Annotated in this window: 10 protein-coding genes; 9 read left to right on the top strand and 1 reads right to left on the bottom strand. The window is 65.3% G+C overall.

What is annotated here, in order from left to right; all coding sequences use genetic code 11:
* The first annotated feature begins 26 nt into the window (after positions 1-26).
* The 4 genes from hisS to BLT68_RS01450 all read left to right on the top strand — a co-directional run bounded on the left by hisS (position 27) and on the right by BLT68_RS01450 (position 7022).
* The gene (gene hisS, locus BLT68_RS01435; protein ID WP_074632544.1) at positions 27-1379 is read left to right on the top strand and encodes a histidine--tRNA ligase; all 1353 of its coding nucleotides are present in this window, start codon (positions 27-29) and stop codon (positions 1377-1379) included.
* Positions 1380-3032: a GTPase domain-containing protein gene (locus tag BLT68_RS01440; protein ID WP_074632546.1), complete on the top strand. Its 1653-nt coding sequence runs from the start codon at positions 1380-1382 to the stop codon at positions 3030-3032. It begins immediately after the preceding gene.
* On the top strand, positions 3029-4618 hold the full coding sequence (locus tag BLT68_RS01445; RefSeq protein WP_198482603.1) for a GTPase: 1590 nt from the start codon (positions 3029-3031) through the stop codon (positions 4616-4618). Before BLT68_RS01440 ends, BLT68_RS01445 begins: the two co-directional genes overlap by 4 nt.
* Before the next feature lie 223 nt (positions 4619-4841).
* Complete coding sequence (locus BLT68_RS01450; protein WP_074632547.1) at positions 4842-7022, top strand: DEAD/DEAH box helicase; 2181 nt, start codon at positions 4842-4844, stop codon at positions 7020-7022.
* Here the strand turns inward: BLT68_RS01450 and BLT68_RS01455 are convergent.
* Entirely contained in the window at positions 7010-8404 is a 1395-nt protein-coding gene (locus tag BLT68_RS01455; protein ID WP_173546186.1) for an MFS transporter, read from the bottom strand. The two genes, BLT68_RS01450 and BLT68_RS01455, sit on opposite strands and share 13 nt — an antisense overlap.
* 102 nt (positions 8405-8506) lie before the next feature.
* Between BLT68_RS01455 and aspS the strand changes: the two genes are divergently transcribed.
* The 5 genes from aspS (at position 8507) to BLT68_RS01480 (ending at position 15275) form a co-directional block, all read left to right on the top strand.
* Positions 8507-10300, top strand: a complete 1794-nt coding sequence (aspS, locus tag BLT68_RS01460) for an aspartate--tRNA ligase (RefSeq protein ID WP_198482602.1) — start codon at positions 8507-8509, stop codon at positions 10298-10300.
* A 74-nt stretch (positions 10301-10374) separates the two neighbouring features.
* Complete coding sequence (locus BLT68_RS01465) at positions 10375-10992, top strand: L-threonylcarbamoyladenylate synthase (RefSeq protein WP_074632548.1); 618 nt, start codon at positions 10375-10377, stop codon at positions 10990-10992.
* A gap of 363 nt (positions 10993-11355) precedes the next feature.
* Positions 11356-12369 (top strand): hypothetical protein, encoded by a 1014-nt coding sequence (locus BLT68_RS01470; protein WP_232618783.1) that lies wholly within the window; start codon positions 11356-11358, stop codon positions 12367-12369.
* A 208-nt stretch (positions 12370-12577) separates the two neighbouring features.
* Complete coding sequence (locus tag BLT68_RS01475) at positions 12578-13921, top strand: type IV secretion protein Rhs (protein ID WP_074632701.1); 1344 nt, start codon at positions 12578-12580, stop codon at positions 13919-13921.
* Between the two features lie 10 nt (positions 13922-13931).
* A complete protein-coding gene (locus BLT68_RS01480) occupies positions 13932-15275 on the top strand; it encodes a replication-associated recombination protein A (RefSeq protein WP_070779009.1) in 1344 nt (447 codons plus the stop codon).
* The last annotated feature ends 97 nt before the right edge of the window (positions 15276-15372 follow it).

The raw sequence follows: 15372 nt of genomic DNA on the forward strand, positions 1-15372 counted from the left end.
CCGCAACATCGCAGAAAGGACGCTTCATGGCTCGCACGTCCCTGTCAGGCTTCCCCGAATGGCTTCCTGAGGGCCGCATCATCGAGATGCACGTTCTTGACGAGCTGCGACGCGTGTTTGAATTACACGGCTTCGCGGGGATCGAAACGCGAGCGGTCGAGTCACTCGAGCAGTTGGAAGCGAAGGGGGAGACCTCGAAGGAGATCTACATCCTGGAGCGCCTGCAAGCCATCAAGGCGGGCGCCTGCGGGGGACGGGCACCCAAGGAACGGGGCATGGGTCTGCACTTTGACCTCACTGTTCCTTTCGCCCGCTACGTTGTGGACAACGCGAACGAGTTGGACTTTCCTTTTAAGCGCTATCAGATCCAGAAGGTGTGGCGCGGCGAGCGTCCTCAGGACGGTCGCTTCCGTGAGTTCACCCAGGCGGATATCGACGTCGTCGGTAATGGCGAGCTGCCCTTTCATTTCGAGGTCGACCTCCCATTGGTGATGGCACAGGCCCTCAACAACCTGCCGATTCCACCGGTGCGCGTGCTGGTCAACAACCGTAAGGTTGTCCAGGGGGTGTGCGAGTCGCTGGGCGTGACGAATATCGAGGCGGCGCTGCGTGGCCTGGACAAGCTCGACAAGGTCGGCCCCGAGGGCGTTGCGAGCGAGTTGGCTGCCTGCGGAATCAGCGGCGAACAAACGTCCGTTTTGCTGCGGATGGCTCAGATACGTACGGCTGACTCTTCTGAGGTTCGTTCACGACTCGACGCGATTGGCGTTGGCGGTCAGCTGTTGGAGCAGGGGCTCGATGAGCTGACGTTGCTCCTTGACACCGCCCGTAGGCGTATGCCCGGCACAGTGGTGGCTGACTTGAAGATCGCCCGGGGTCTGGACTACTACACGGGCAGCGTTTACGAATCCGAGATCGAGGGGCACGAGGATCTCGGATCGATCTGTTCGGGTGGACGGTACGACTCGCTGGCGAAGGACGGTAAGCGTATCTATCCCGGCGTGGGGCTGTCGATTGGCGTCTCTCGGCTGGTGTCGCGGATGATCTCGGCTCCGATGGTGCGCGCGTCCCGGAAGGTACCGACGGCGGTCGTCGTCGCGGTGAACAACGAGGAGGCACGCGAACGTTCGGAGGGGATCGCGGCGACGCTGCGCGCGCGCGGCATCTCGACCGATGTTTCCCCCAGCGCGGCGAAGTTCGGCAAGCAGATCAAGTTCGCCGACAGGCGGGGCATCCCCTTTGTCTGGTTTCCGGGCGAGGATGGGCAGCCCGACACGGTGAAGGATATCCGCAGCGGAGACCAGCTGGAGGCGGATCCATCCACCTGGACGGTTCCCGAGTCAGACGCGTTCCCTGTGATCGAGAAGGTGATGGACTGAGTGCCGGGCACGGCGGTTGATGCAGCCCGCGGTCTCGCGGATGCTCTCGAAGTGGCGCTGGGGGCGATGCCCCAGGGGTGCCGCGCCGATGCTGAGCGCGCGCTTCGACGCCTGCAGGATGTGGTGCTTCCTCGTTTGGCAGCCGCGGATGCGCCGATCCTCGTTGTCGTGTGTGGTCCGACGGGGTCGGGTAAGTCGACGGTCGTGAACTCTTTGCTTGGCCACAACGTCACTCGTGCGGGAGCCGTGCGTCCCACGACGCGTCGCCCCGTGCTGGCGTGCTCGCCCGAGGCCCGCGCCTGGTTTATGTCCGACCGCATCCTTCCCCGGCTCGCCAAGCACGCGGAGGAGGACGGACAGAGCCTTGATGCCGTCACGATCGCGGTGGAGAACTTCCTGTGGCCCGGTGTTGGCGTCCTGGATGCGCCCGATATTGACTCTGTCGAAGAAGGAAACCGCCGCTTGGCTGGGGAACTACTCGACGGAGCAGACCTGTGGGTTTTTGTGACCAGCGCTGCACGCTACGCCGACGCTGTCGCGTGGAACCACCTGGAGGAGGCTACTCGGCGCGGCCTGCGCATTGCAATCGTGCTCAATCGAGTGCCTTTGAGCGCGCGCAGCGTGATTCGCGCTGACATGGAGGCGCTGGCGCGGCGTCGGGGTTTGGGAGACGTTCCGATCATGACGATCGACGAGCAGCCGTTGGCCGACGGGCTGCTGCCTATCGAAGCGGTTGCGCCCGTTGGGGCATTCCTCGAATCGATCGGTCGTGACGCGGGCGAGCGTGCGCGCATCGTTCGTCGCTCGCTGTCGGGCGCCGTGTCCTCCTCTCTCGATGAATCCACCAGGTCGCTGGATGGCGCCCGCGAGAGCATTCGGACCTTCAACGCCGCGCTGGAGGATATCGACCAGATTGTCGCGGCGTGCGCGCGGAACGTCGCATCCTCGTCCAGCGATGACGTGCTGCGCGGCGAGGTCAGCACGCGGATCGCTGATGTCCTGGGCTCGTGGGACATGACCAGGGCGACATCCCGCTTCATGGCGAAGCTTCGCTCCCGCGTCAGGGGGGCCGTCCGGGGCCGGGGTGGCCCCGAGACTCAGATTCGACGCGACCTGATCGGCGGCGTTGCGCAGCATCTCGCAGATCAGTACCACCGGGCATGGCGGGAGGCATTTCGTCGGGCCGAGCCCCTCGTGGCCTCGGTGCTACCCGATCCGCTGCTCGACCCGAACGAAGCGGCGCAGCGCTCCCGCCGAACCGCTCAGGAGTGGACCAGCGAGGTCACGAACATCGTCAGGGGACAGGCCGAGTCGTCACGGCTGACGGGTCGGCTGTTGGCCGGTGGGATCAACGTCGTAACCGTATCCCTCATGGTGAGCGTCTTTGCGATGACGGGAGGCATCACCGGGATCGAGGTTGGCGTCGCGGGCGCTTCGGCAGCCTTGTCGCAAACGATACTCGAGTCGTACTTCGGTGAGCGGACGGTTCGATCGCTCGCGCAGCAGGCACGCGAGTCGCTGGAGCGGCTGGCCAATTCGTCTGTGCGAGACGTGGTCGCTCCGGTGGTCGCCTGCTTGGATCGCTCCGACGACACGGCTTGTGTCGATTCCCTGGACGCCGCTCTCAAGCGCGCTTCGGAGGTCCTGGTATGAGGCGAGCACCTCACGCGATTACTTCGGCTGCTGCGCAGCTGGAGCAGGTCTGCTCGCTCGCCGCCAGGGACGTTGACGATGCGACCATGGGACGCATACGCGAACTGATCGATGTCACATCGCAGCGCAGCGAGCTGGATCCGCAGTGGTGCGTGATCGGCATGATCGGAGGGACGGGGGCCGGCAAATCCTCGCTTGTGAACGCGCTTGGCGGGGGAGAAGTGGTTGCCGCCGGTGTCCTGCGCCCCACGACGAACGAGGCGTGCGCCGTCCTGCCGCGGGGGCGCGCACCCCGGGAGCTCCTGGGGTGGCTGGGAGTATCACAGCAGGTTGAGGCTCCCGAGGCGCTGCCCGGCGACACCGTTGTTATCGATATGCCGGACATCGATTCCATCAGGGAAGAACACGCCCAGGTCAGCGATCATCTGGCGGCACGCGTGGATGCTCTCGTGGTCGTCGTGGACCCGCAGAAGTACGCGGATGCGCGGTTGCACGACGAGTGGTTGGCCCGTTTGCGCCTCTCGCACGCATCGGTGACGGTCGCGCTCACTCACATCGACACGCTGGACGCGACCTCCCGCGATGTCATCCAGCGGGATCTGCGTCGTATCCTCGATGCTCGCGGTTTGGCGGGCGCGCGTATCGTGCCGGTGTCCGCAACGAGCGGCGAAGGAATCGATGCCCTGGCGAAGCACCTCGCACGTGAGGCGGCGCGAGTCTCGCGTGAGGCGGCGCGAGCCCAGGCCTCCCTGCGTGAAGCCGCCGCGATTCTACGCGACGCCTTGGGTCTTACCGGCAGGGTGCGCGGTGTGGAGACGGACGGGCTGGCGGGAGGCCTGGCCAGGGCCGCTGCGGACCTGGCGGGTGCCTCCGTCATTTCTGAGGCCGTGGCCGCCTCGACGCTGCGGACGGGCAGACGTGTGGGTGGCTGGCTTCCGTTGCGCTGGCTGCCCCTCCTGGGCGCCGATCCGCTGCGGCGCCTTCACCTTGATGCCGAGTCGCGTTCAGACGATGGGAATACGCCGACGTTGCCGACTCGCTCGGCATCTGACGAAGCCACCTTCGTGAACGCCGTGCGCCGCGGGATCGGGCAGCGTTCGCAGGGGCGTCCAGCGCGCTGGCGTAGCCTCCTGGTTGATCGTGCGCTCGAAGGCGCGCGTGCCGTGCCCGCTGCCGCTCACCGCGAGGTGTCGCAGCACGTCCAGGTGTCCACCGGCGCACCGTCGGCGAGCAGGGTTTTGGGTTGGGTTCAGCTGCTCGCGTGGGTTGCGTGCATCCTGAGCGTGACGTGGATCGCCCTGGTGCACCTGGGGCGCGCCGCATTGATCGACGCGCAGGTGCCGGCCTTCGGACGGATTCCCGTGCCCACGGCACTCGCCCTTGTCTCGTTCCTGTTTACTTTCGTCTGCGCGGGGGTGAACCGCAGCCTGTGCAGGTGGGTTGCGTCGCGACGCCGCCGCGCGATCATGACGGACCTGGAGGCCCTGTGTCGTTGCGAGGTCGAGCGACTCGTGATTGGGCCCGTTCGTACGGAAGATAACCGGCAGGTAACGATCGCTTCTTTTATCGCCAGACTATCCCTGTGAGCGCCTCACGGCAGCGGTAGGCGCGGTGGAACAGTGAGTTCGCCGACCACACGCCTCGCGACGCGTGTTCCCCGGGTATGCTGGGTGCAGCGATGAGGCGCTGCCCCTTGTTATGGTGCCCGCGAGAAGCGGGATTTGTTGTTATGGGTGAGGCCGCGCCGAGGAGCCGAGATGGCCCGCCCCGATGGTTTTGCTAACCGAATTGCAACACGCAAGGATGACTATGCCTGCCGACGACCACATTGAATACTCCGAGGCCGAGCGCGCAAAGGCCTGCAGCGAGGAGGAGAACCCCGGCCTCGTCGAAGAAGAGCACGCCGACGCCAGCCTCAAGCTCGACCCCGATGCCCGCGACGAGGAAGAAGACGCGGACGCGGTGACCTTTGCCAGCCTGGGCCTGCCCGACGAGATTCTGGCTGCGGTTACCGACATGGGGTTCCGCATCCCGACGCCGATCCAGGCAGCTGCGATCCCGCCTCTGCTGGAGCTGCGCGACGTCGTTGGCATCGCCCAGACGGGCACCGGGAAGACCGCAGCCTTCGGTCTTCCGATGCTGGCCATCGTCGATGCTGACGAGCGCGACGTGCAGGCTTTGGTGTTGGCTCCCACCCGCGAACTCGCGATGCAGAGTGCGCAAGCCGTCGAGGATTTTGCGGCGCGCACCGCGCGTCTCGACGTCGTTCCGGTCTACGGTGGCTCGCCGTACGGCCCGCAGATCGGTGCCCTCAAACGGGGCGCGCAGGTCGTCGTCGGTACCCCCGGGCGCGTCATCGACCTGATCGAAAAGGGAGCGTTGGATCTGTCGAACGTGCGCATGCTGGTGCTTGACGAAGCTGACGAGATGCTGCGTATGGGCTTTGCGGAGGACGTGGAGACCATCGCGTCGAGCGTACCCGAGGATCGCCTCACCGCGCTGTTTAGCGCGACGATGCCAGCGGCCATCGAGAAGGTGGCCCGGGAGCACCTGAAGGACCCTGTGAAGGTCGCCGTGTCGACGGAGTCCTCCACGGTCGACACGATTCACCAGACCTACGCGGTTGTTCCCTACAAGCACAAGATCGGTGCCCTTTCGCGCGTCCTGGCGACGCGAGCCCAGCACATCGCCCGCGGACAGGAGGAAGCCGATGCCGCTATCGTCTTTGTCCGCACGCGGGCCGACGTCGAGGAAGTGTCGCTGGAACTGTCGGGACGGGGCTTCCGCGCCGCGGGCATTTCGGGCGACGTTGCCCAGACGGAGCGAGAACGGATGGTTGAGCGCCTGAAGAACGGCTCCCTCGACGTCCTGGTGGCCACCGACGTCGCGGCGCGCGGCCTGGACGTCGAGCGCATCTCGCTGGTAGTTAACTTCGATGTGCCGCGCGAGCCGGAAGCCTACGTGCATCGTATCGGCCGCACCGGTCGCGCCGGACGCGAGGGACGCGCGCTGACGTTCTTTACCCCGCGCGAGCACGGCCGGTTGCGCCGCATCGAGAAGCTGACGGGCACCGAGATGGAGGAGGTCGCGATTCCGTCGCCCGCAGCTGTTTCTGAGTTCCGCGCGCGTCGCATTTTGGAAAGCCTGGGGGCTCGTATTGAGCGCGGTCGCCTGGATATGTACAAGGGTTTGTTGGCCGAGCTGGGCCAGGAGGTGAGCGTCGAGGACATCGCCGCGGCGCTCATGGCGAGCGCCGTCGGTGACGAGGGACCAGCCCCGCGCGTGGAGAAGGATCGCCGCGGCGCGGGCAAGATCCGCCGCGAGGAACACCTGGATGAGTCCGGGGAGTTCGTCGGGGCGTCTTTCGAGGCGGGACGCGACAAGGACCGTCCGATCAAGGGCGGTGTCGGCGGTGCGCGCAGACGCGGAGGGGGTCGTTCCATCCCCGGATCGGGCACCCGATACCGCGTGGAGGTAGGTAAGAAAGACCGCGTGAAGCCCGGATCCATCGTCGGCGCCATCGCTGGCGAGGGCGGCATCGATGGCCGCGATATCGGCCACATCGAGATCTATCCGACCTTCTCGCTGGTGGACATCACCGCCGACCTGTCGGGTGAGCAACTCTCGCGCATATCGAAGGGATACGTCTCGGGCCGTCAGCTGCGCATCCGCGTGGACGAGGGGCCGGGCGGCCGTTCCCACGCTGATCGTGGTGGTTTCGAGCACCGGGAGCGACGCGACTGTGAGCGCGACGGGCGAGGTCACGGATCCTTTGGCGGGGATCGTCAGGGGCGCTTGACGGAGCGAGGCGACAAGCGCCCGCATCGCTTCGAGAAGGGCGACGGCTCGCGGCCCCGCCGCTCCGTGCGCTCCGAGCGCTGGGAGAAGGACATCAAGCGCTCGCGCCGCGAACGCGAGGGCGGCCGAGATGGCGGATGGGACCGCGAGGGAGGCCGCCGACACTTCGGCAAGCGCCGCTACGACGACTGAGTGTTGCTTTCTGTGGACGAGGGACGAAGCCGGAGCACCGCGGCGACGGTAACGAAGGCGAGGGCGGTGGCGATCACCCAGTAGGGTGCGTAGGCCGCCCCGCCGGAGATGCCGGTCGCCGCCCACGCGCTCATCATGACGGACACGAGGGCGAGCTCAAGAGCCGGTCCAGCCGAGTCCGCCACCTGCAGCCACGACGCCACGCGACCGTGCTTCTCCTCGGGCGTCGCCTCGAGCGCCATGACGGACAGGGGGGCGTGAACCAGCCCGGTGCCCAGGCCGACCGCGAGCCAGCCCGCAAGCGCGACCCACAGGGGAAGGGCGGTGACGAGAATCGCTCCCAACGGCAGCGAGCCCGCCGCCATCAGCGTTCCTCCGATGACGGGAAGGGAACGCCGCCGCTGCGGGTCGCGCACGCGGGCCTGGACGAGCGAACCCGCGGCCCACGTGAGCGAACCGATCGTCACCCACCAGCCCGCCGAGGCCTCGTCCCACCCGTGCAGCCGCTGCAGGACCAGCGGGATCATCACGCCCAGGCCGATCTGGGAGGCCATGGCGCTCAGGCGGGCGAGAACCGCCGAGGGCATGCCCGGGCGAGAGCGGAAGGTACCGCGGGGGAGCAGCTGGGGGAGGGCCCAGGCGCACAGCGCCGTACCCGCGAGGAGAACGAGGAGGCGGGCAACGAGGGAGGGAAGTGCTCCCGCGAGCTGGAGGGCCATGACGCCCACGCCCGCCAAGACGGCATTGCGCGACAGGGACGCCAGGTTGGACGCCCGGCGTTCCTCCTGGCGAGGCAGCCGCCGCAAAACGAAGGCGACCGGGATAGACCCGGCGGCAATGAAGATGGGAACAACGCCGAAGATGTAGCGCCAGCCCCAGATTTGCGTGACGTATCCCGCGATTGCGGGGCCGACGAGAGAGGGGAGGACCCACGCGAGGGAGAAGCCCGCGAAAAAGGCGGGGCGGCGCGCGGGAGCGACGAGTTTTCCGACGAGGACGTAGAGTGGGACGACGAGGAGACCGCCGCCGAGCCCTTGCAGCGCACGACCCGCGACGAAGACAACGACGGTGGGGGCGAGCGCGCTGACGACCAGGCCCACCGTAAACAGAGCGATACCCCCAATGAGAACGAAACGCGGGCCCTTCCAGTCGGCGATCACCCCGGCGACGACCGTCGCACTCAGCTGAGTCGCCATGGCCGCGCCCGAGGCGATCGGGTACCAGGCGGACGCCCCATACGACGCGACCACCGTCGGCATGATCGTCGTGGCGGACAGTTCCTCAAAGGCGACGAGGGTGATGAGCAGGACGGAACCGAGCGCCAGGCCGATCTCGATCCGGCTCCACGGGGTGGGCGACGGGGGAGAGGAGGCTGGAGACATGACGCCTATCCTACTCGCGGCGACCGCTGGCCTGCGGATTGCGAGCGTACAATGGCCCTGCCGCCGCCTGTCTCGCGGATGGTACCAACGAAAGGAATAACAGTGCTTCGCACTCACAACATTGGAACACTCGGGCCCGACCTGGTCGGCCAGACCGTGACCCTCACCGGATGGGTTGATCGCAGGCGCGACCACGGCGGCGTCGCCTTCATCGACCTGCGCGACGCCTCCGGTATCGCTCAGGTGGTTGTGCGCGACGAGAGTGTCGCTCACGAGCTTCGCAGCGAGTTCGTCCTGAAGGTCACCGGCGAGGTCGCGGCCCGCCCGGAGGGTAACGAAAACCCGCACCTGGCCACAGGCGCCATCGAGGTTATGGGCGATGATATCGATATCCTGAACACCTGCGCGCCCCTGCCTTTCCAGGTGTCCTCCAATGCTGAAGATTCCGGCAACGTGGGCGAGGAAACTCGCCTGAAGTACCGCTACCTGGACCTGCGCCGCGAGCCCGAACAGCATGCGATTCGCCTGCGCTCCATGGTGTCGCGTGCCGCCCGCGAGGCCCTGTACGCCCGTGACTTCGTCGAGATCGAAACCCCGACGCTCACCCGTTCCACCCCCGAAGGTGCCCGCGACTTCATCGTTCCGGCCCGCCTGTCACCCGGTTCCTGGTACGCGCTTCCCCAGTCCCCCCAGCTCTTCAAGCAGCTGCTCATGGTGGCCGGGATGGAACGCTACTTCCAGATCGCTCGCTGCTACCGCGACGAGGACTTTCGTGCGGACCGCCAGCCCGAGTTCACCCAGCTGGACATCGAGATGAGCTTCGTCGACCAGGACGACGTCATCGAGGTCGCCGAGGACGTGCTCAAGAACGTGTGGGCGCTGATCGGATACGACCTGTCAACGCCGATCCCCCGCATGACCTACAAGGACGCGATGGAGCGCTACGGCTCGGACAAGCCCGACCTGCGCTTCGATCTGGAGCTGACCGACCTCACCGAGTACTTCAAGGAGACGACCTTTAGGGTCTTCCAGGCACCCTACGTGGGGGCCGTTGTTATGCCGGGCGGTGGCTCCCAGCCGCGGCGCACCTTTGACAAGTGGCAGGAGTGGGCCAGGGCACGCGGCGCCAAGGGCCTGGCCTACGTGACCGTGGGTGAAGACGGCGCCCTGGGAGGCCCCGTCGCCAAGAACCTTTGTGAGGCCGAGCGCGATGGGCTGGCGGACGCTGTTGGTGCGAACCCAGGCGACTGCATCTTCTTCGCGGCCGGCGAGCCGACGCCGTCCCGTGAGCTGCTCGGTGCGGCACGCCTGGAGATCGGCAAGCGCTGCGACCTGATCGACCCCGACGTATGGGCGTTCACCTGGGTCGTTGACGCGCCGCTGTTCAAGCCCGCCGGCGATGCCGAGGCTGAGGGCGACGTCGCGCTCGGCCACAGCGCGTGGACGGCCGTTCACCACGCCTTCACCTCGCCGAAGCCCGAGTGGATTGACAGCTTCGATCAGGATCCCGGTAACGCGCTGGCCTACGCCTATGACATCGTGTGCAACGGCAACGAGATCGGTGGCGGATCGATCCGTATTCACCGCCGCGACGTCCAGAACCGCGTGTTCGACGTAATGGGTATCGACGAGGAAGAGGCGCAGGCACAGTTCGGTTTCTTACTGGATGCCTTCAAGTTCGGCGCCCCGCCGCATGGCGGCGTCGCCTTCGGCTGGGACCGTATCGTCTCGCTGCTGACCAAGTCCGATTCGATTCGCGACGTGATTGCGTTCCCGAAGTCCGGCGGTGGCTTCGATCCGCTCACCGAGGCGCCCGCTCCGATTACTCCCGCTCAGCGTAAGGAAGCTGGCGTGGATGCGAAGCCAAAGAAGCGGGGGGAAGAAGCCGCGAAGTGACCCAGCTCGCGTGAGCTAGCGTACGGAACCCCCATCGGCACTCGCTCGGTGGGGGTTTCGTGCACAATAGGAGTATGTCGTACGTCGAGATGCACCCAAAGAATCCTCAGGCCCGTCTGGTGGGCACGGTTGTCGACCTGTTGGAGCGCGGCGGAACAATTGCACTGCCGACGGACTCGGGTTACGCGATCGCTACGAAGATCGGTAACAAGGCAGGCATGGACACGATCCGTGCGATCCGCAAGCTTGACGACAAGCACAATTTTTCGCTGCTGTGTCACTCCTTCGCGCAGCTGGGGGAGCTGGTGATTATCGACAATCACGAGTTCCGCACCATTAAGGCCCTGACACCGGGACCCTACACGTTCATTCTGCGCGGGACCAAGGAAGTACCGCGAATCATGCTGAACAAGAAGAAGCACACGGTGGGTGTGCGCATCCCCGACCATGTCATCACCCAGGCGATCGTTGAGGCTTTGGGGCAGCCGCTGGCCTGCTCGACGCTGATTATGCCGGGAGAGACGGAACCGCTGACTGATGGTTTTGACGTGGATGATCGTGTCGGTCACCAGCTCGATCTGGTCGTCGTGGGGCCGGTGGGCGTCGCGGAGCCAACCACGGTCATTGATTTTGCCGGTGGCGGGGCGCTCGTCGCGCGCGTTGGGGCCGGCGACACCTCGCTGTTCGACTGAGCGTATCGCGTTTGATTTCCGGTTCCTTTTTGCCGGGTGTGCGTGGTGCCCGCGGACCCCGGATGCTAACCGTTGGGTCATATGACGGCATGATTGTCCGATAATAAAGCTCACAGTTTTGTCGTGAGAACGCGGGTTATCCGCGCAGTCACTGGCATTGTGCGCCGGTTCCGGGAACTTGCTTGTTGCTCGCAATTGTGCGGCAAGCATGACACAATACTATCGTGTTTGTGGCGGGTGGTTACTCGTACACTGGCGCGACTGTTCTGCGCTTAATTGTGCCGACTGGTTGAGAGTATCCCAAAGAAAAGGAAAGGGACACGCATGGCGACGCAGGTGCGTTTGCGAAGCAGGGGGCTGCGCATGCCTCTGCTTGCGCTGACCGCTTCTGCGTCCATTGTTACCGGCGTGTTTATCGCTGCCACCCCCGCATACAGCGTCGATGAGACGGGTGAGGTTCCCGAGCAGTGCCTGACGGCGTCGGAAGAATCTGCGTTTATGGTCGTGTCGTCCATCGTGCATGCTGGGGCGCCCGTTCATGCTGAGGGGGCTGGGTGGGGGCCCAGCTCTGATAAGACCCGCGGTTTTGTTGTCGTGACGCTTGATGATGGCCGGGAGAAACGACCGGATGATGTGGTGCTTCCTTCGTGGGTTCCTGCCTCTGTTGTGCGGAATAAGGCGGCGTGGACGGTCGCGGAGGTTACATCCGATGGCTCGTTTTCGGTGGATATCGCCGTGCCTGCGACGTGGGAGGTCGGCTCGCGGCACCAGATCGCCATCGGTGACGGAGTAACCGGCACGTACGTGCAAGTACAGGTTTTCGTCGTCGATGCGGGTGTCGCCATCCAATCCTGCACACTTAAACCGACGGATCCGCCTACCACCGATCCCGACGGCAGGCCGGACAGTCCGGACGATCCTGGCACTGAGACCCCCACCTCATCTCCTGGCGGAAGCGGTGCGGATCGGGCGGCCGCGGTCCCTGCTCCCACCGCTGATCCGACCGGGGCCACGTGGGGCGGACGTAGGGATGCTGACAGCACCGATACCTCGGCGCCGGAGGTAAGCGCGCCGACGCCTTCTGCCGCTCCCTCCGAACAATCATCGCCCGGCTCATCCGCGACTTCCTCTCCCTATACCGGTGGCGATGGCGCAGAGCCCACACCCGAGGCTTCTGCCTCTTCGGAGAAACAGAGTGTTTCGGCCTCCCAGATTGGTCCCAAAGCTCATACGGAACAGCAGGCGACGAATCAGGCTGCTCGCGAGCGGGAAAGTCGTTTGACTGGATGGATACTCGCGGGAGGGGGTCTGCTGGCCCTGCTTGGCGCAATCGTGACGGTCAGTATTGTCAGACGTTTGCATGGGCCGATTCGCTAAGCCTTGCAAGTAAGGGTCAGTCGCACTGAGAATATGTGCATTAACCGCGTGGTGTGCGTTGGTATTTAGCATTCAGGCGTCACGCCTGTTACCCTAGTTCCAGAACGAACCCATCTGAGGATTATTAGCCACTAAGGAGAATGGAATGCAGCACGGACGGGCTACCTCTGCGCTCGCCGCACGCAGGCTGGTGGGGTGCAGTCGAACGATGAGCCTTCTCATGGCCCTGTGCCTGTTCGCTGCCGTCGCCCTCGCGATCCCCGGTTTCACCGCTCATGCGGACGGAACCGGTACCGGGACGAGCCCTGAAGACCCTTTCCCCATTCCGACCACATCCTTCGCGGTGAATATGGAGCACGGTTCCACCTATGAGCGGGAGTATGCGGACACCGGCTTCTGGGGTGTCAGGCTCGATGGGGGCACGCTCACTCCGGTTGCTCCGCTCACTTTTGAGCGCCGCGGGGACCAGGTGACCGCACCGTCCGACCTTTTGCTGTGGCAGGTCTCATCACTGTCTAACTACAGCATGAACGTTCAGGTGCCCAATGGCGCCAACAACCGTGAGGGTGTGACGTGGGAACCCGGAAGTACTCACACGGTTGAGGTCGTGATTTACGCGGATTCCACGACACCCGTGAGCTCCTCGACGCACTACGTGAGGGTTTATAAGCCTTACTCGCCGGAACAACCAGAACAGCCGGAACAACCGGAACCGACGACTCAGCCGACCCCTACGCCAACAACTCAGCCGACCCCTACGCCGACGACTCAGCCCACTCCCGCACCGACGACTCAGCCGACCACCCCCGCGCCGACTGTGGAGCCTACGACGGCTCCTCCGACGACGCCCGCCCCTCCGGCTGCGCCTACGGCCGCTCCTTCCGCCCAGCCGAGTGCTTCGCCGTCGGCTGCTCCCGTCCCCCAGCCCGACGATCCTCAGCTGCCCGCTGTGCGCCCGACGCCATCCCCATCTGCGTCGCCCGCGCCCGCGCCGTCCGTATCTGCTAATCCGACAAAGCCCTCGGATACTCCAGTGTCGCCCGTGACCGATGAGTCGCAGCTCAACGACGCAAACAAGGGTGGGGTTAGCGCGGCTTTCACCGCTGGCCAGCTGACGATCAATGTTCCTGCCGACAAGGCCGCCGTCGGCGACTGGGTCAGTGCGAACATCATGCAGACTGGCGAGGCGCGTTGGCTGCAGGTCGCCGATTCCAATCAGGTGTCGATGGACGTGACGGGCCTGCCCAACGGCGACTACAAGGTGGTCGTGGCCAATCGTTCGCACGAGCTTGTTGGTTGGGCAGAGTTTAAAGTCGCTTCGGCGGTCGGAACTGCCAGCTCGGACTCAGCGACCGACGCCTCGGGCGCGGTTAAGCTGCACGCCGAGACGCTGTCCTCCTCTCAGAGCGGCGATGAATCTCAGGGACTGAACGGGTACCTGCTCGGGGCTGGAGTATGCATGCTGATTCTCGGCGGTCTGGTCGTCGTTCAGGTTCTCTCCGGCCCGAAGATCGGATCCTCCTCGCGCGGCGGCGGAGTGCCCTTGTCATAGGCCATGCCTCGTGGATCTTTTCGATTCCTGGTCCATCGACGAGCTGGGCGTGCCCGCGTTTAACGCGGACGCGCCCCTCGCCGTTCGTATGCGTCCTTCCCGCCTCGAAGAGGTCGTGGGACAGTCGCACCTGCTGGGGGATGGTGCACCGCTGCGTCGCCTCCTCGCTCCGGACTCTCACGACGGGGTTGCTGTGTCCTCTGTCGTTTTGTGGGGTCCCCCGGGCACAGGCAAGACGACGCTCGCGTACCTGATAGCGCGCGCGCCAAGGCGATACTTCGTGGAGCTTTCGGCCGTCTCTTCCGGGGTCAGCGATGTGCGCGGCGTCGTCGAAGAGGCTCGACGCAGGCTCGCTGGTGGTGGCGAGGAAACAGTGCTCTTTATTGACGAGGTGCACCGATTCTCGAAGTCGCAGCAGGATTCCCTCCTTCCTGCGGTTGAGAATCGGTGGGTGGTGCTCGTCGCGGCGACGACGGAAAACCCTTCGTTCTCTGTTATCTCGCCGCTCTTGTCCCGCTCCCTCCTGCTCACGCTGCGTCCATTGGAACCTGAAGCAATCGAGAGGCTTATTCGCCGCGCGCTGAAGGATGAACGTGGGCTCGGCGGACGCTTTGCGATCAGCGACGAGGCCGTGTCGGGCCTCGTTAGCCTGGCGGGGGCTGACGCGCGCAAATCCCTCACCCTCCTTGAGGCCGCCGCGGGAGTCGCGAGCGACGACGACTCCGGCGATATCACGGTGGAGAGCGTGGAAGCTGCCGCTAACCAGGCGTTGGTTCGGTGGGATCGGGACCAGCACTACGACGTGGCCAGTGCCTTTATTAAGTCGATGCGTGGGTCGGACGTCGACGCCGCGCTGCACTATCTGGCCCGAATGATTGAAGCGGGGGAGGACCCCAGATTCATCGCACGCAGGATCATGATCGCCGCGTCGGAAGAGGTCGGGATGGCCGACCCGCAGGTGCTACCAACCTGCGTCAGCGTCGCCCAGGCCGTCGCGCTCGTCGGGATGCCTGAGGCTCGGCTGCTCCTGGCCCAAGCGGTCGTCGCCGTCGCGACCGCACCAAAGTCGAACGCAACTTACCTGGCCATCGATCGCGCGCTGGCCGACGTGCGAGCCGGTCGTGGGGGAGTCGTCCCCGCGCACCTGCGTGATGCCCATTATGCGACCGCGCAGACCTTCGGGCACGGAGACGGCTACCTGTACGCGCACGACCATCCGCACCACGTGGCCGCCCAGCAATACCTGCCCGACGACCTTGAAGGCCAGCAATACTACGAGCCAACCGAGAACGGACATGAGGCGATGCTCACGAAGCGGCTCGGTGTGATTCGCAATCTGCTGAAGAGACGCTAGGATAGAACAGCTGTCCGCACCGGCGGACGCCTGGGGCCTTAGCCGGCGGATTTTACTTCGATCCAGGAGTTGGCCCCATGCCGGGTGTTCCCCGGCA

The organism is Schaalia meyeri (assembly GCF_900105015.1).
Lineage (GTDB): Bacteria > Actinomycetota > Actinomycetes > Actinomycetales > Actinomycetaceae > Pauljensenia > Pauljensenia meyeri.